18 protein-coding genes are annotated in these 15,850 nt (G+C 41.3%); 8 read left to right on the top strand and 10 right to left on the bottom strand.

Going from position 1 to position 15,850, the window contains the following annotated elements; genetic code table 11:
* Positions 1 to 22: 22 nt before the first annotated feature.
* The 3 genes from minC to ANSO36C_RS24030 all read right to left on the bottom strand — a co-directional run bounded on the left by minC (position 23) and on the right by ANSO36C_RS24030 (position 3,375).
* The gene (gene minC / locus ANSO36C_RS24040) at positions 23 to 1,090 is read right to left on the bottom strand and encodes a septum site-determining protein MinC (RefSeq protein WP_251956561.1); all 1,068 of its coding nucleotides are present in this window, start codon (positions 1,088 to 1,090) and stop codon (positions 23 to 25) included.
* Positions 1,091 to 1,231: 141 nt separating this feature from the next.
* Positions 1,232 to 2,554: a four-carbon acid sugar kinase family protein gene (locus ANSO36C_RS24035; RefSeq protein WP_251956560.1), complete on the bottom strand. Its 1,323-nt coding sequence runs from the start codon at positions 2,552 to 2,554 to the stop codon at positions 1,232 to 1,234.
* 158 nt (positions 2,555 to 2,712) lie between these two features.
* On the bottom strand, positions 2,713 to 3,375 hold the full coding sequence (locus ANSO36C_RS24030) for a hypothetical protein (RefSeq protein ID WP_251956559.1): 663 nt from the start codon (positions 3,373 to 3,375) through the stop codon (positions 2,713 to 2,715).
* A 290-nt stretch (positions 3,376 to 3,665) separates the two neighbouring features.
* On the opposite strand from ANSO36C_RS24030, the gene ANSO36C_RS24025 reads away from it, so the two are divergent.
* Together ANSO36C_RS24025 and ANSO36C_RS24020 are read left to right on the top strand one after the other, a co-directional pair.
* Complete coding sequence (locus ANSO36C_RS24025) at positions 3,666 to 4,751, top strand: ABC transporter substrate-binding protein (protein WP_251956558.1); 1,086 nt, start codon at positions 3,666 to 3,668, stop codon at positions 4,749 to 4,751.
* Positions 4,752 to 4,895: 144 nt separating this feature from the next.
* Positions 4,896 to 5,789 (top strand): ABC transporter permease, encoded by an 894-nt coding sequence (locus ANSO36C_RS24020; protein WP_251960428.1) that lies wholly within the window; start codon positions 4,896 to 4,898, stop codon positions 5,787 to 5,789.
* Positions 5,790 to 5,797: 8 nt separating this feature from the next.
* On the opposite strand, the gene ANSO36C_RS24015 is transcribed toward ANSO36C_RS24020, so the two are convergent.
* The gene (locus ANSO36C_RS24015) at positions 5,798 to 7,279 is read right to left on the bottom strand and encodes a GTP-binding protein (RefSeq protein ID WP_251956557.1); all 1,482 of its coding nucleotides are present in this window, start codon (positions 7,277 to 7,279) and stop codon (positions 5,798 to 5,800) included.
* Positions 7,280 to 7,562: 283 nt separating this feature from the next.
* Between ANSO36C_RS24015 and ANSO36C_RS24010 the strand changes: the two genes are divergently transcribed.
* Positions 7,563 to 8,996, top strand: coding sequence for a tyrosine-type recombinase/integrase (locus tag ANSO36C_RS24010; RefSeq protein ID WP_251956556.1), 1,434 nt, complete (start codon positions 7,563 to 7,565; stop codon positions 8,994 to 8,996).
* 594 nt (positions 8,997 to 9,590) lie between these two features.
* Here ANSO36C_RS24010 and ANSO36C_RS24005 read toward each other — a convergent pair.
* Positions 9,591 to 9,785, bottom strand: a complete 195-nt coding sequence (locus ANSO36C_RS24005) for a hypothetical protein (protein ID WP_251956555.1) — start codon at positions 9,783 to 9,785, stop codon at positions 9,591 to 9,593.
* 123 nt (positions 9,786 to 9,908) lie between these two features.
* On the opposite strand from ANSO36C_RS24005, the gene ANSO36C_RS24000 reads away from it, so the two are divergent.
* Positions 9,909 to 10,286: a hypothetical protein gene (locus ANSO36C_RS24000; RefSeq protein ID WP_251956554.1), complete on the top strand. Its 378-nt coding sequence runs from the start codon at positions 9,909 to 9,911 to the stop codon at positions 10,284 to 10,286.
* A gap of 356 nt (positions 10,287 to 10,642) precedes the next feature.
* Positions 10,643 to 11,374, top strand: a complete 732-nt coding sequence (tpiA, locus tag ANSO36C_RS23995) for a triose-phosphate isomerase (RefSeq protein WP_251956553.1) — start codon at positions 10,643 to 10,645, stop codon at positions 11,372 to 11,374.
* A gap of 228 nt (positions 11,375 to 11,602) precedes the next feature.
* Here tpiA and ANSO36C_RS23990 read toward each other — a convergent pair whose 3' ends face one another.
* Positions 11,603 to 11,803, bottom strand: coding sequence for a hypothetical protein (locus ANSO36C_RS23990; RefSeq protein WP_251956552.1), 201 nt, complete (start codon positions 11,801 to 11,803; stop codon positions 11,603 to 11,605).
* Positions 11,804 to 11,974: 171 nt separating this feature from the next.
* Between ANSO36C_RS23990 and folP the strand changes: the two genes are divergently transcribed.
* Positions 11,975 to 12,835: a dihydropteroate synthase gene (gene folP / locus ANSO36C_RS23985; protein ID WP_251956551.1), complete on the top strand. Its 861-nt coding sequence runs from the start codon at positions 11,975 to 11,977 to the stop codon at positions 12,833 to 12,835.
* Here folP and ANSO36C_RS23980 read toward each other — a convergent pair.
* A complete protein-coding gene (locus ANSO36C_RS23980; protein WP_251956550.1) occupies positions 12,832 to 13,674 on the bottom strand; it encodes an SPFH domain-containing protein in 843 nt (280 codons plus the stop codon). The genes folP and ANSO36C_RS23980 overlap by 4 nt on opposite strands.
* A gap of 310 nt (positions 13,675 to 13,984) precedes the next feature.
* Here ANSO36C_RS23980 and rpsU point away from each other — a divergent pair, with 310 nt between their 5' ends.
* Positions 13,985 to 14,128 carry a 30S ribosomal protein S21 gene (rpsU, locus tag ANSO36C_RS23975; protein WP_458368253.1) on the top strand — a complete coding sequence of 48 codons (144 nt, stop codon included), beginning with the start codon at positions 13,985 to 13,987 and terminating at the stop codon, positions 14,126 to 14,128.
* A gap of 169 nt (positions 14,129 to 14,297) precedes the next feature.
* Here the strand turns inward: rpsU and pth are convergent, their stop codons facing one another.
* The 3 genes from pth to psbH all read right to left on the bottom strand — a co-directional run bounded on the left by pth (position 14,298) and on the right by psbH (position 15,590).
* Positions 14,298 to 14,939, bottom strand: coding sequence for an aminoacyl-tRNA hydrolase (pth, locus tag ANSO36C_RS23970; protein ID WP_251956549.1), 642 nt, complete (start codon positions 14,937 to 14,939; stop codon positions 14,298 to 14,300).
* A 33-nt stretch (positions 14,940 to 14,972) separates the two neighbouring features.
* Entirely contained in the window at positions 14,973 to 15,245 is a 273-nt protein-coding gene (locus ANSO36C_RS23965) for a TatA/E family twin arginine-targeting protein translocase (RefSeq protein WP_251956548.1), read from the bottom strand.
* A 141-nt stretch (positions 15,246 to 15,386) separates the two neighbouring features.
* Positions 15,387 to 15,590: a photosystem II reaction center phosphoprotein PsbH gene (gene psbH / locus ANSO36C_RS23960; protein WP_251956547.1), complete on the bottom strand. Its 204-nt coding sequence runs from the start codon at positions 15,588 to 15,590 to the stop codon at positions 15,387 to 15,389.
* Positions 15,591 to 15,675: 85 nt separating this feature from the next.
* Here psbH and psbN point away from each other — a divergent pair, with 85 nt between their 5' ends.
* Positions 15,676 to 15,807, top strand: a complete 132-nt coding sequence (psbN, locus tag ANSO36C_RS23955) for a photosystem II reaction center protein PsbN (RefSeq protein WP_190939892.1) — start codon at positions 15,676 to 15,678, stop codon at positions 15,805 to 15,807.
* Positions 15,808 to 15,850: the final 43 nt, after the last annotated feature.

The following is a 15,850-nucleotide window of genomic DNA, read 5'->3' as shown; positions in this document are numbered from 1 at the left end:
ACTTCATTCTTTAAGTAAATATTTATGGCTCTTGATTGCTCTTGGTGAATTGGGTTCTAGAAAAATCAGTAGCCCTAGCGATGCGAATTCCTTGGGGCGTAATATGTGCCACCTCTGGGGAAAACTGCATTGGCGGTTTTTCTGGGGCCCTCGCTACAGCATCTGCAATTCGTAGTTGGGTTGGTTCCATTTGCAAGGCCATAATCAGACACTCACGATTGCCTCCAGCACCAGCATGAGCAATTCCACGTAGGCGACCCCAAATAATAATATCTCCATCTGCAATTACAATACCACCTGGATTTAAATCTCCCAAGAGAATTACTGTCCCAGGATGACGAATTTCGACTCCAGAGCGGACTGTCATTTCGAGATAGAGGGCATCTGCTTGCGGTGTGGCTGTAGCTGCTGGCTCAGAACTCAGGGAAGTTACGGGCTGTAATTGTTCTACAGAATACCCTGATGTTACGGCAGCGATCGCAGTTTGCCGCCGACTAGTCGAGACTGATATCAGCCGCAGTTGCACTTCACTCAAAGCTTCGGCAAGTTCTTGGAGTTGTCTAGCATCTACTAGGCGGTCTTGTGCCATCAGATGCACAGGTGTATTAGATACACGGAAGCGATCGCCTGCATTCAGACGTTGCCTTATTTGTTGCCAAATATCAGACCAACTGAGTTCTGAGGCAGATACTTGAGATTCTGGGGGCAAAATTAATAAAAGTCGTCCCTCCTTACTTTTTAACTGGACTTGAGTATTATCATTTAAACGATGCCCTGGTAATGCTAACTCATCAGGATTTGAGTCAGTAAGGATAAAATCTAATGGCGCATCAGTATTTGACTCTAAATCTGGGTTAGTAGGGTTTGACTCTACATCTGGGTTAGTAGGATTTGACTCTACATCCCCAAGGACAGTATTCGATTTTAAATAAAGCAGGACAGAATTTAACTCCGCATCCGGGAGGATAGAATCTGACTCTACATCAGAAACAGTAGGATTTACCTCTACCTCAGAAAGGATAGAGTTTGATTCTGCATTCGGAAGTGCAGAATTTGACTTTAGATTGGGAATCGCAGAATCAGAAGTCATGCAGTACTAGCCAAAAGACAAAGGACACAAAGATTTTGGATTTTAAATTTGGGATCTTGGATTATTACTTACAAGGGTTGAAAGCGGGTGGCAAGAGTTTAGTCTGGCATGAACCAAAAGATTAGTTTTTAATCTAAAATCTTAAATTGGCAGCGTCAACCTCTGATAAACTGTCCCCAAGGCGTCAGCATCACCGACATTACCGGGAAACAGCACCACAGGTAAATCAGGAAACTGAGGATGATCGGATGACGTTAACACCATTGAACAACCAGCTAAAATTTGACCGAGTAAACGGGCTGAAGTTAAAGCTAGTCCAGTACTCAAAACATCATTAGAAGTAATGCCGCCCTTGCTGATTAAGAATCCGATATCAGATGGTAAACCGCGCACAATATCCATCAATAAACCTGAAACTTTTTCTCCAAACTCCAATCGTGTCTCGACATCTTTAAAATTCAGTTCCTGACGGCTAGTATAAACCACTGGTGTTTTGCCAGCTTCGTGTGCCGCCCGTGTACTTTCTTGGATTTCAGTTAGTAATGCCCCAGATTGATTTGCATCATCAAGTAATAGCGCTACATTGACTTCGATTCCTACAGTTCCTTCTAGTTGCAACAGCGCCTCTAATTGCTGGGTAGTCTTTTTCACATGGGAACCAACAATCACCGCACCTGGTTTGCCTTGGCGCACGTACTGCGCCATATTTTCGGCAGCAATAGGTTGGGGTGGTAAAGCAGCTATTGCGGTTAAAATACTTGCTGCACTGCGAAATAGAAAGCGTTTCCCTTGACTGGCTGCGGCTAATATATCGACTGCAAAGTGGTTGAGATCATCTTGAGTTTCACCATCAACGACAGCGCACTGATTACCACTCAGTTTTAGTAAGCGTTCCAAACTACCGGCGCGAATATCGGCTAGGAGAAATCTTTCTACAGCTTCAGCCTTAATTCGACCTTGAGTCTTTTCTTCGACGTAGTTGGGTAAGTAACTGTGATGGTAGCTGAAGACAGAATCATGGGCAAACTCACTTTCATGGACTGGGGTGGTTACATCGCCAATAATTAAATAATGAACACTGTCGCGGGTGACGCGTCCCCCTTCAAAAAATGCTGGTACAAGAAAATGAGCATCAAAGGGGCCAAGTTCTTGAGCGATCGCATCAGTTTCAATGGGATAATGTCCCCGCAAAGTAGAATCAGAACGGCTGACTATTAGAAAATCGTCAATTTCTTCCGCATTCAAAGCGATTTTTAGGTTCTGGCAAACTTCTTTGGTGACAGATGTGGCTGACTCTGGGGTTAGCGATCTAGTATTAGTCAGCACAAAGAAAATCGGCGAATCATCTTGTAACCCTCTGCGTAGAGTATCCACATCCCAGTGCATTAGCAGCAAGCAGCTGTGAACTGTTTGAGAACCTGTAGGGTCATCATCCAGGACAATTATTTTTGGTTTGTTACTCATTAAGTCAACGGGGCGATTGTTTTCTGGGAAAGTATGCGGGAACTAGAAGTCACTACTACACAAAGCTTAATCCACCTTCGTGGACTAATTAAAATCAAAGGTTTTCTAACCTGCGGAGGCAGGTAAAGTCTCGTGTAGCAGCCTTTACAAACATTCACTTAGCCTTTCTGCAATTTTCTGATTTCTGCTTGCACATCGATCGCAATTTGCAATGATTGATTTAGCAGTTGAGCATATTCGCTTGCTTGACTACTAACTTGTAAAGCTTGCAGACTGGCTAAATTATTGACAAATAACTCTTGATTATTAGCAAGCAATTTTTTATTATCTCGCAAAATTCGTTCCGTTTTCAAAGCGCGGACTAAATCTTCTCTAATTAGTTGGAGGGCGGCGGTTACTTGATCTCGGTCATGGAAACTGCTTTCTACGTTTCCTGACGCTGCCAATTGGTCATTAATATCGATGGCAGCAACTAGGTCATGATATTTATCAACTTCATCTAAAAGTATTGTCAGCCCTTCGGGACAGGTTAATTGTCGCCAGAGCCATCGCCCTACTAATATCGGCATTGGCACTAAAATTAGTAAAAGAATTCCTAGTCGAATTGAAGAACCAATTGTTGGCAGAATAATAAATGCGTAAACAAAGCCAACAATTATTGGCGTTAGCGCCAGCGTCACCAGCATTTCATTGATAAAGAACCCTAATCGCTTTTTGCTATCTCGCAAAACCGAGGGACGAAAAACGTCTTCTGGATCGAACCCAGTCAAACGTCTTAGTTCCCCCTTACTAATTTCCAAGCCTATTAAGTCCGGCTGCACGGCTGGATAACTCCTATGGAAGCCCAAGTTGCGTATTTATTTTAATCGGGTTTGGTCAATAAGCAATGGATGGTTACGTAATAGTTATGATAAAAAGCAGACTGTGCAAGACGATTAGAGACTTCCAAATAAAAAAATATCCCATCCCTGCGGGACGCTATGGGTAGCTTGCTTCCCCAAAGGGGTGCGCTTTTAGGGCAGGATGTTTAAACTAGCTATGGGCACTCCAATTAAAGGCATATCTAAAAGCAATTGGCAACAACACAGAATGATGATTGACTATTAACTTAATGACTAACAGACGCCAATTTTTAAAAGGGGTGGCAGCACTTTCTAGCTTATCTTTAGCTGGTTGTGGCTGGAAGCTGGCTGAAGTACGTGCTAATTCTAATACGAATGAGCAACGTGACCAACTTTATATTTTTACTTGGACGCAATATACTGACAACCAATTACTAAAAACTTTTAGCACCCAAACTGGCATGAAAGTGCTGGCAGATGTGTATGATTCTAATGATGTCATGCTAGCTAAATTGCAAGCTGGAGGCGGTGGCACTTATAGCATCATTAACCCATCTGATTACATGGTGCAGAAGATGGTAGACAAAGGTTTGCTAACAGAAATAAATCGCGATCGCTTAATCGGGTTAGATAATTTATTTCCCCGATTTCAAAATCCTAGCTATGACCCTAATAACCGTTACAGTATCCCTTTTAACTGGGGAACAACAGGTTTACTTTACAATTCTGAAAAAATCAAAGATGCACCACAAGACTGGGATTATCTATGGCAAAATCAAGAGCAACTCAATCAGCGAATGACCTTGCTTAATGATGTTCGAGAAGTTATGGGTGCAACCTTACGAATGCTAGGTTATTCTTACAACTCAAAAAATGAACAAGAAATCAAACAAGCTTATGAAAAATTGAAGGCTTTAAAACCTGCGATCGCACGTTTTGACACTGATGCTTGGCAAAATCAAATTCTCGCAGGAGATTTATTAGTGGCAATGTGTTATTCAGCAGATGCAGTGAAAATATCTCAAGAAAACCCTAAGCTCAAATATGTGATTCCTCGCAGTGGTTCTTCGTTATGGACAGATACGATTGTAATTCCCAAAACAGCCCCGAATCAGGCTGGAGCTTATGCTTGGATTAACATGATTTTGCAACCAGAAATAGCAGCCCAAATCACTCAACGCTTGAATATTTCCACACCAAATAGCGTCGGATTTGATCTATTGCCAAAACCTGTACAAAATAACCTTAATTTGTTTCCCCCAGAATCACTTTTGAGAAATTGTGAACGTGTTTCTCCTGTAGGAGAATTTGAAGAGGTTTACGAGCGTTATTGGACTCAATTAACTAGTAGTTAAATAAAATAAATAGGTCGGTGTAAATAATTATTGTTGGGATAAAGCAGGGAGTAGAGAAAAGGGGTTTGAACTTTGTTTACTTTTCTTCACACAGTTTGGTTTTATTATGCCGACTTACTTAGTTAAAGTTAGGAGTTAGGAGTGATAAATTTTCCCAAAAATGATATTTCTAAAACAGAAGAATTGCATCGCCAACGGGTAAATTGGCTTCAACCATTGGTGTTGCTTGCACCATCTGCGATTTGGTTATTACTTTTGTTGGTGCTGCCAACTTTGATAATTTTTCAGTTAAGTTTAGTTGCAGACATCCGTCCAGGAGATATAGTTAATCCCAATGGATTCAAAAACTACATTCGAATATTTGACTCTCTTTACATACAAGTAATCGTGCGATCGCTATTTTTTGCGTTTGGTACGACAATAATTTGTTTAATTTTAGGCTTCCCTGTGGCCTATTGGATTGCTCAGATAGCACCGCAGCGTTGGCGAAATTTGCTGATACTAGGCTTTGTCTTACCTTTGTGGACTTCCTCATTACTTCGTTCTTATGCTTGGATTACAATTCTTCGTCCTACTGGTTTATTGAATAGTTTACTCAGCACTTTCGGCTTACCTACTTGGGAATTACTTAACAATAGTCAAGCTGTATTAATTGGCATGAGTTACAGCTTATTACCCTATATGGTTTTGATTTTATATGCTTCTCTCGAAAAACTAGACAAGCGGTTGCTAGAAGCAGCAGCCGATTTAGGTGCAAATCCGGTAGAAACTTTTTTCCAAGTAACTGTACCGCAAATTTTTCCGGGAATTGCGGCAGCTTCCATGCTTGTATTCATCACCGGCTTGGGGGATTTTGTCGATCCAGAATTACTCGGCGGTGCTTCTAGTATGACGGCGGCGCGGTTAGTTTATAACCAGTTTCTGGGAGCAACACAAAATTGGGGATTTGGTTCAGCTTTGAGTATGACGTTAATTTTGCTTGTTAGTGTAGCGATCGCAATTTTAATCAAGTTTGGTGAAGGAACACCCAAACGCTAAACTTTTCGTCACTTTTTCAGTTTTACCTTGTAAAGCAACTCATCTTTAATACGGTTAAGAATTGATGTTTCATCCAGGTTTGCCAAAATCCGGCTGATGACTGCTTTCGGCCCATCAGGGCCCCAAGTTGCGCCATTGGCTAAATAAACTTTGGTAACTTGCCCAATACCGTAAGAAGAAACACCAGCTACTCCTGCTTGGGTAATTGCCACCGATATATAAGGGCCAAAGGTAGCGCCTGCTGTAGCTGTTGCAGAGATGCCAAGTAAAGTTTTTAAACCACTCAAGCCCAAATTTGCCAACAATTCACTAGCACCGATGCCGCCCATACTCAGGGCAATTTTTTGTAGCAATTGTACAGCCCCAGCTTCGGTCATGGAGAAGCCATAGAGCTTAGATAAACCCACAATCAGAGCAATATCAATTACCACACTACTCAGAATATCTACCACAGTTAGGGGATTAAGTGCGATCGCTAATGCCTTAGTCATTACAGCCTTCCAAATCAACTGATTGGCATTCTCTTCCCGAATCATCACTTTTCGCTCAACCAATTGCTCATTGACGATATCGGCATAAAGCATAGTATTGAGAGCAACCAAAGCTTTGCCCTCACGATGTAAAATCTCCAAAATTTTCAGCTTCAGTTCCTCAACTTGGGCATTCCCTGTACGCAACTGTATGCCCCTAGTCCCATCAGGACGACGAATTGCCGTCTTCACCAATGGCGATGCCGCAGCCATGACAATTTCTAGGGGTGTGAGTAATTCCCGCACCCTTTCATCCCGAATTTTATGGTAAATTGCCATCCGGTCTGCTTCTGGATACTGGTCTACTTTGTTAAACACCAGAATGATCGGTTTACCTGCTTCCCGCAACTGAGAAAGGGCCATATATTCTAGCTTCGTCATGTCGCCAGATATCACAAACAGAATCAAATCTGCTTGTTTGGCAATCTGTTCGGCTAATGCGGCACGGGTTGCACCATCTACTTCGTCTAACCCAGGAGTGTCAATTAATTCCACCTGCGATTGACCGACACCAGGGAGAGTAACTCGCAAAGCACGTTCAGTTTCTCCAATCGCCTCCTCACTAATACTCCAATTAACTCTTTGTGCAGCACGAGTGACACCGTGTAGCGGCCCAGTTTCAAATACTGTTTGCCCAACCAAAGAATTGAGTAGAGAAGACTTCCCACGTCCCACCATGCCAAAAGCCGCAATCTGTATCACCATGCGGTCTAACTTCCCCAGCATGGTTTCCAAATCAGCAATTTCCATCTCCAACCCGGTTTTTTCTTGGGGGGTGAGGTCGAGATTAGCTACCAAGCTGCGTAGCGCCGTTTGTGCTTGTTTGTAGTTCAGTTCCGTCTGAATATCTTCAAAACTGAAAATGGCACTATCCAGTTCTTCCTCCCAACTGAGAGAATTTGCGTCAGTGTTAGCAGAATCGCTTTGATGAGGTTCAGGCACGGGTAATGTCGAAGTCATATTAATTTTAGATTTTAGATTTTAAATTTTAGATACACCCCCTTTACTATCCTAGTTATTTTTAGGAGCGGTTTGGGCAGATAAGCCAGACAAAGTAGACAAGGTGACGAGAGGTGACTTGCAACAAGTCTTTCCCCTTGTCCCCAAGTCCTCTTCACCATGCCCAACTCCTAATGAATAATAAAAAGTCATAATTTAAAAAATACATCTAAATTATTATAATGCTTACAAGTCAGTTATTTAATAACTGATTTTCATAATTTGAGCATGGAATGAGCATTTCATGGTAAACAGCAACAAAACACCTACTGGTAAGGCTAAGAAAGGGCAGGTAACTGTAAGGGTAGATTCAGAGAGCATCAAAGCCTGTTTTCCCCGTCCTTACTTTCCTGGTGAACCCAATCAGGTAAAGATAGGCACGGGCATCTCTCTGGTTGATGGTTGGGAGGATAAAGCATCCAAGCTTCAGAGGCGACTACAGATAGAACTTGAGGATGGAAAGTTAAGCGGTCAAAGTGGAACCTTTAACAGAGAAAGGTATAGGGAAATATTGGAAGAGTACGGTATGCGTCCAAATTTGAAAATTGTTAGTGTTGCAACTTCCGATGGACAGTTACCACCTAAGCCAGAGTTAAGCTTGATGGAAATTTGGGATATGTACTGTGATTACAGAAAACAAGGACTGAGAGAAAGTACCTTTAAGAACATGTTTTTAAAACAGTTTAATAATTACATTAAATCAGCAATAGAAGCTACGAAGTCGGAGGATGCTTTAAAAATTAGAAACTGGTTGATAGAAAATAGAAATTTAATAACAGTTAAACAATTGTTATCCAATCTTTCAAAAGCCTATCGAGTGGGAATAAAAAATAAGCTTTTAACTCATAATCCTTTTGAAGGAATGGCAGAAGAAGTAACTAGCAAGGGAGCGCAAGGAAAGACCAAATATGAGGTTGAGACTGAAAACGATAATGATGTACTTGATAGAGGAAAAGCTTACACATGGGATGAAGCACAAGCAATACTTAATTACATCAAAAATAATTCACCTCATTGGTATAATTTCACTAAGTTTAAATTCTTTACTGGATGCCGAACGGGTGAAGCAATAGGATTTATGTGGTGTGATGTCGAATGGGATAAAGAGCGTATTCTAATACGAAGAACTTATGACAGAATAACTAAAAAGTTTTATCCATTAAAGAACAATAGAACTTACAAAGGCGAAGAAATTAGACGTTTTCCGATGCCCAAAGATGGGGAACTGTGGAGTTTTTTAAAATTGATGCCGCAAGGTGAACAAAGTGAAGTTGTTTTTAAAAGCAAAATAGGAAGAGTTATTAACTCAACAACTTTTGGTAATTCTTGGAGAGGACAAAACTCGCCGTCAATACAAGCTAAGGGAATAATACCAACACTGATAAAACAAGGTGACATTACAAAGTACTTACCGCCATACAACACGCGTCATACCTTTATCACTCATGCTGTATTCGATCTAGACATTGACGAAAAAGTAGTCAGCAAGTGGTGTGGTCACAAAATAGAAACTTCAAACAAACATTACCAGGATATAGCGATATTTGCAGATAAGACAAATCCAGAAGTACCAATGAATAAGCAGGTACAGTACCAAGCCAGGATGGAACAGTTAGAAGACCAATTAAGACAGCAGCAAGAACTAATTGATAAGCTACTCAAGAGCAAAAAAGAATAAAGTTGTCTAATTGAGTACGATATGAAATACCTGGGGTAATTCCCAGGTATTTTTATGTTTACCTTCACCTATCCTATGTTGCTAATTGTTTAAAAATTTATTAAACAAAATATTAAACAAACAATAAAAGGTTAGTAAAAAAATATTTTAACCTTTTATTTTGAGTACCCTATTCCACTAAATTAAAATAACAGTGCCTTATTTTTTAAGGCATCTGTTTTCAAAGACTTCAAAGTATTACTACTGCTGCATTCATAAGTTATTAAAAAACAACTTTATTGCTTTTATTAACTCCTCAAACCGTATAATCAGATTTACAGGGTTGCAGGGTGCGCTAAGTTTATTATAAAAAAATTATTTTCTTACATATTTCTCTTCAGCTTTAACTATTATCCCATTTTCCAAAGTAACGTAGATGATGCGATGGTAATGAAAATCAATCGGCACGGACGCGCTAAGGTTCTCACACAGCCAGAGATACAGCTATAAATTTAAGGCTAGGGTTTGAAAATTGACTCTAGCCTTAAATTTGTTAATATATATTGCTTTTCAACTATCTGTAGTTTAGACAGAATATTAGAAATAAAGCTTCAATTATTGTTGCTTTCCTTTCTCTTCATCCAGTGCCTTCTGGATAGCGCGTCTACAAAATTCTGGCGGGTCTTCCTTGGCTTTAACCTCTTCCTTCATTTCCTCGGTGCATCGAAAGCTAATGCTAGCCGTCATCGGTTGTTCATTTTTGGGTTGTATTGGCTCTAAATTTTCTGGGCTACCCTTCGGGTTAGGCATTGTTAAGAAAGATAAAAATAACTTGAATTGTCTGTATACAGGTAATTAGAGTTTTAAATCAGTGGTGACGCACGTCTTACAAACAGTTCACCACTGATACCACTTTTAAGGAATGGTTACTATATGTTTACACGAAGTGAACTTGAAATCAAAAGCATTACTCAGCTAAGAGACTTATGTAGGCGTTACGGCATCAAGCCAACAGGCAACGCTGGATATAAGGCAAGCTGGATTACATCACTTATGGCTTTTCCTGCTCTTGCGCTTTCTCAAATGGAAGAAGGCAAAGGACTAAAGCGATTATCCTTTGAGGCATACCAGAACATTGCATCTGCGCTCGATCAACTCAACTCACCTACTGATGAGCAAGCAGCACTCATTAAGCTAACGCTAGAAGGTAAACGGTATGAAGCTCCTAAGCGATGGGAGCAAGAGAAGCTACTTAACCTATATAAGGCAAAACTGAAGTTGGAAGAAGTAATAGAACTGTTGGGCGAATAGACATTAGAGATTAGACATAATTTTGCCTACGACCAAATAAGGGTTGTAGGCAAAATTATGCCTATCCTTAGCTAGTGCTTTGAGTTGTTTAAAAACTTGTTTAATAACTTGTTTAATAACTGAGATTATAGGTAAAGGGTGAAGTGTGATGATGAAAATTTGAGCATTCACTGAGCATAACTATTGTGTATAGAATAATGCTAAAAATGGCTGACAATTCACTTAAGCTAGCTTGTTTGAGCATCTAATGAGCATTTTTGCTAGCAAAATAGCTTAAAACGGTCATTTTACGTATGTTTTTCTATATACTGAAAAATGCATCTAAATAACGCGTTAGGATCTTGACTAAATTACCTGTGCGGAAAATCGTTATTGCCGGCAACTGGAAAATGTACAAAACCCAGGCAGAAACCCAAGAGTTTCTCCGAGGGTTTCTGCCTAACCTAGAGGAAACGCCCGAAAACCGAGAAGTGGTATTGTGTCCTCCCTTCACTGATTTAAGCGTTTTGTCTAAGACTTTGCACGGTAGCCTCATCCAACTGGGGGCGCAAAATATTCATTGGGAAGAATATGGAGCCTATACGGGTGAGATTTCTGGCCCAATGCTGACAGAAAGTGGTGTGCGCTTTGTGATTGTCGGTCATAGTGAACGACGGCAATACTTTGGTGAAACGGATGCCACCGTTAATCTGCGCCTCCGAACTGCTCAAAGGTTTGGTTTGACCCCAATTCTCTGTGTTGGCGAAACTAAACAACAACGTGATGCAGGAGAGACTGAATCACTGATTGCTCTCCAACTCGACAAAGGCTTGGTAGATATCGATCAAAATAATTTGGTGATTGCCTACGAGCCAATTTGGGCAATTGGCACTGGTGAAACTTGTGAAGCAGTGGAGGCGAATCGAATAATTGGCTTAATTCGTAGCCAGTTGACTAATCCGAATGTATCAATTCAATATGGCGGCTCAGTCAAGCCGAATAATATTGATGAAATTATGGCTCAACCAGAAATTGATGGTGTTTTAGTAGGAGGGGCAAGTTTAGAAGCTGAGAGTTTCGCTCGGATTGTGAATTTTAAGCCAGTGTGATGTGCCTTCTTCTCGTTCCCATGCAGAGCATGGGAACGCCTACAGGGGAGATGCCGCCTTATATTATGTCCGGTTAATCAAGCTGAAAAAAATGTTTGTAGTCAGGACTTTATAGCGGTTCTCAATTGCGTGAAATACAAACCTAACCCCCAGCCTCTTAAGAGCGGGGGAAGGGGAGTGAGCATCAAAGCCTCTCTCCTAAAAGACTACGGTGTACACACAAGTCTTTTAAAGTTGCTGTGTAACGTAGAGTGGGTTAATTTTTGTAGGTCGATGCAACAAACGTGCAGAGCAATGCATCAAACGTACAGAGCGATGCAACAAACGTGCAGAGCAATGCAACAAACGTGCAGAGCGATGCAACAAACGTGCAGAGCGATGCAACAAACGTGCAGAGCAATGCAACAAACGTGCAGAGCGATGCAACAAACGTGCAGCTCAATAGACTTGTGTGTACACCATAGCCTAAAAGGAGAGATGTCAAAATGTATTGCATCCAAGAAGCGCTATATTCTTGGTTTTGGGAACTTCAGTCCCCACTACAAACTGCTTATTATGGGTGATTTTGCGGACATCATATTACATAACTAATGTAGATATATGCCAAGCAACTTGATGATTCGAGAACGCTGTTTCGACTGGGGACAGCGAACTTATTTGATGGGCATTTTGAATGTGACGCCTGATAGCTTTAGTGATGGGGGTGAGTTTAACACTTCTTCTACCGCTTTAGTACAGGCACAAGCACTGGTAACTGCTGGTGCTGACATTATTGATGTGGGCGGTCAATCAACTCGACCAGGGGCAAAGCAAATAACTCTGGCGGAGGAACTTGACCGGGTGCTATCGGTGTTACAGGTGCTAAGACCAGAAATTTCAGTCCCGATTTCTGTAGATACAACTCGCGCTGCTGTAGCCAGGGCATCTGTAAAAGCTGGAGCGGATATTATTAATGATATTTCTGGTGGCACTTTTGACTCAGAAATGTTGCCAACAGTCGCAGAGTTAGGTGTGCCGATGATTTTAATGCATATTCGGGGAACACCACAGACAATGCAACAACACACTGATTATCAAGATTTGCTCGCTGAGATTTATAGTTTTTTGGCTCGGCAAATTGGGGTGGCAACTGCTGCGGGCATTGACCAGGATAAAATTATTATTGATCCTGGTATTGGCTTTGCTAAGAACTATGAGCAAAATTTAGAAATTTTTCGCCATTTGCGATCGCTCGCGGCACTCAATTGTCCTATTTTGATAGGAGCATCTCGTAAAAGTTTTATTGGTCGGATTTTAAATCAACCAGATCCCAAAGCACGAGTTTGGGGAACGGCAGCAGCTTGTTGCGCTGCTATTTTTAATGGCGCTGATATCCTCCGAGTTCACGATGTTCAAGAAATGCGCGATGTTTCATTAGTAGCCGATGCCCTACTAAGACAAGCTGTGCAGTTTGACTCTTAACTATCGTCGTTTTCGGGTTTCCTGCCGTTGCTTTCTTGAGTTACTGACTCGGCAATCAACTCCTGAAACATTTCACTTGAGTTGGCTGGGTCTACAAAGACAATTTTGGCATTATTGCTTTCACCAAGTTTTTGGCTAGCATCGACGTAATCTTGAGCTACAAGATACCGGAGAATGTCCCTACTGTCAGGATTGGAACGTAGAGCTTGAGAAATGATTTGTACTGAAGCCATAGTTCCTTCTGCTTTCTTAATAGCAGCTTCCTTTTCCCCTTCTGCTTCAGTAATTAGCGCCCGTTTTTTGATTACTGCGGCTTGCTCCTCTTCCCTAGACCTTCGTACACTCTCAGGTAGAGTAATTCTCTGAATATCTAACCGGAGAATCTCAACTCCCCAATCTGCCGTTATATGATTCAACTGGTCTAAGATGGCTGAGTCCATCTCTGCTCTAGAGACGTTAGTCTGCTCTAAGGTATTCTGGGCAATGATTTCCCGGAGCGTGGTTGTGGTTATTTGTGTCAATGCTCCTTGCAAATCCTCAATTTCGTAGAAGCTTCTCACAATGTCTATAATGCGCCAGTATACAATAGCATCCACTTCTACGTAAATATTATCTTGGGTGATGACATTTTGAGGTTTGATGTCTGTAAACTGCTCTCGTGTAGTATCTTCCATCACAACCTGATCTACCAAGGGAACAATAAAGTTCAGCCCAGGTCTAAGTTTCCGATGATACCGCCCTAATCGTTCGACTAGGGCTTCATTTCCTTGATTAATCAGTTTTGCAGAACCTAATGCATAACCTATAAGGGCTAAAACTATAGCAATAATTGGCTCCATGTATGCTCCTATTCAGCTTTTGGGAGAATTTAGTGTCAAAGATATGCTACTAGCTTGTCATATCTTTGAGTTTAATGTTTTAAGTAAGTTGATGAACACCAGCAGCTTGTACATATAAGACTGTTTTGCGGAATGCGTAGAAGCTCTGCTTCTTGTCGTCAGACATCGCTATTAAAGCACCTCGATCAAAGGCTGGCAAGGACTACTTTATGTAATCAACATTACTTGTATTGGCATCTTCAGCTAGTCTGGAGTTTAATTCAGTGTATTAACGTAGATTAGACTAATATAAAGTCAAATTTAGTTTGATATTAACAAGAAATGCATAGATGTGCGTCAGGTTTCCAAAGCTGGGATATTAGCTGATGTGAAATATCGTCGGCATTTTGAAACACCAATAGAAAAATGCAAACGTAAGGCAGTGGCAGCTAGACGCACAAGGCGTTTTAAATAAACTTATTTGGAGTGGTACGGGCGTTGCTTGAGGTTATGACCTAAAACAGGCAATAGCACGTAGTCTTAGCCCGTGTAGGCATCGCCATTATTCTTACAAAAATTAAGCAAACTATGCCGCACCCCGAATTAGGGTGTAGATGGGTCACTTCTGCTCTGTAAAGAAGGCGTTAAGACTCAGAATTATTAATGGTGCGGCTATTACAAACATTCATCGCCTTTTCTACTCCCTGTTTGAGGCTTAGTTCAATACACTCAACCACGAACTGAAGTACAAGAGACATTTGCTGATTTTCGGCAGCAGAAAATCGCCCCAACACATGAGAGATAGTATCGGAATCATCGTTATTAGCTGCACCTTTGGGTTTACCAATACCGATTCGTAAACGGGGAAAGTTTTGGGTACTAAGATGTGCGATCGCACTTTTCATGCCATTATGTCCACCAGCCGAACCAGATAAGCGCAAACGAGTTTTTCCCAAAGGCAAATCCATATCGTCATAAATCACCAGCACTGATTCAGGCGGCAATTTATACCAACTCGTCACCGCTTGTATTGCTTGTCCTGAGCGATTCATATAAGTTAACGGCTTTAGCAAACGAATCTTGCCTCCACCTGGGGCCATTCCCTCGCCATACTCACCCTGAAACTTGCGGTTTTCTGCTAAGGAAATGCGCCAAGAACGCGAAAGAGTTTCTAAAGCCGCAAAGCCGATATTATGGCGTGTTTGGTCATACTTGCTTTCTGGATTCCCCAACCCGACAATTAGCTGGGGAATCACCAAAGCTGATTGCGTAACAGCTTCTGTCATTTTGCCTACAGTCAATTGATATCTAGCACTCTCCTAGCTAGGTTGGGAAGAACTAGCGGTATCCTGCTCAGATTTAGCAGGGTAGATTTGCTTAGGTTCCAATTCAGCAGTGGTCTTTACAACTTCTTCTAACTGTTCTGCTTCTTTTTGAAACTCGTTTTGAAAGTCCTTAGAAGCCTCTTGGAAACTACGAATTGTTTTGCCCACACTGCGACCAATCTCTGGCAGCTTCTTTGGGCCAAAGATTAATAGCGCCACTACCATAATTACACCCATTTCCGGCAAACCGATACCAAATATATTCATTTTTTGTCTCCTGTAAACTATAGAACCACTACAGAAACTCACATATATAGTTAGTCTAATCGCAAATCGCAACTCATAAAAAAACCCGGGAGAACCGGGTGTAACTTAACTTGTTATCCAAACTCGATAGCGGTGTATCCGTTAGCGTCCTAAACTCCGCCAATCGACATTTACATCCTGAACTAAGAGTGATTTATTGTAAAGTTGCAGAATAATCAGCAAAAACACAAAAAATAGCAAAATAAAAACAGCCATCACAGGGGTAGTACCCCAACCTGGAGCCACTTTCCCATACTCAGAGTTAAGTGGTTTCAGGATATCTCCCAACCTAGTCCTTTGCGCCATAGTTCACCTAAGATTACTTGCCAAAGCTTTTTTTAATCTTCTGTAATATTCTATAAGAATAGCACTCATCATCTATCTCTCAATTATGGAACCCGCAATAGTTCTTAGCATTTCTATGGCTGCCGTGGTGGTTGCCATCACCGGAATCTCAATTTATACCTCCTTTGGCCCTCCTAGCAAGGAATTGAACGATCCGTATGATGACCATGAAGACTAGAGGAGTCATTGGTCATTGGTCATTTGTCAATGGTCTGTGGAAA

The sequence above is a fragment of the Nostoc cf. commune SO-36 genome, from assembly GCF_023734775.1.
In the GTDB taxonomy this organism is placed as follows: domain Bacteria; phylum Cyanobacteriota; class Cyanobacteriia; order Cyanobacteriales; family Nostocaceae; genus Nostoc; species Nostoc commune_A.
Note: the sequence above shows the minus strand (reverse complement) of the source record. Positions and strands in the feature narration are given on the sequence as shown.

Bases quoted from the DNA above. Each gene is read 5' to 3' on its own strand.
- ANSO36C_RS23965 (WP_251956548.1), bottom strand. From the start codon at position 15,245: ATGAATATATTTGGTATCGGTTTGCCGGAAATGGGTGTAATTATGGTA.
- ANSO36C_RS24005 (WP_251956555.1), bottom strand. From the start codon at position 9,785: ATGCCTAACCCGAAGGGTAGCCCAGAAAATTTAGAGCCAATACAACCC.
- psbH (WP_251956547.1), bottom strand. From the start codon at position 15,590: ATGGCGCAAAGGACTAGGTTGGGAGATATCCTGAAACCACTTAACTCT.
- ANSO36C_RS24025 (WP_251956558.1), top strand. From the start codon at position 3,666: ATGACTAACAGACGCCAATTTTTAAAAGGGGTGGCAGCACTTTCTAGC.
- ANSO36C_RS23980 (WP_251956550.1), bottom strand. From the start codon at position 13,674: ATGGAGCCAATTATTGCTATAGTTTTAGCCCTTATAGGTTATGCATTA.
- minC (WP_251956561.1), bottom strand. From the start codon at position 1,090: ATGACTTCTGATTCTGCGATTCCCAATCTAAAGTCAAATTCTGCACTT.
- ANSO36C_RS24010 (WP_251956556.1), top strand. From the start codon at position 7,563: ATGGTAAACAGCAACAAAACACCTACTGGTAAGGCTAAGAAAGGGCAG.
- ANSO36C_RS24015 (WP_251956557.1), bottom strand. From the start codon at position 7,279: ATGACTTCGACATTACCCGTGCCTGAACCTCATCAAAGCGATTCTGCT.
- pth (WP_251956549.1), bottom strand. From the start codon at position 14,939: ATGACAGAAGCTGTTACGCAATCAGCTTTGGTGATTCCCCAGCTAATT.
- folP (WP_251956551.1), top strand. From the start codon at position 11,975: ATGCCAAGCAACTTGATGATTCGAGAACGCTGTTTCGACTGGGGACAG.
- psbN (WP_190939892.1), top strand. From the start codon at position 15,676: ATGGAACCCGCAATAGTTCTTAGCATTTCTATGGCTGCCGTGGTGGTT.
- ANSO36C_RS24035 (WP_251956560.1), bottom strand. From the start codon at position 2,554: ATGAGTAACAAACCAAAAATAATTGTCCTGGATGATGACCCTACAGGT.
- ANSO36C_RS24000 (WP_251956554.1), top strand. From the start codon at position 9,909: ATGTTTACACGAAGTGAACTTGAAATCAAAAGCATTACTCAGCTAAGA.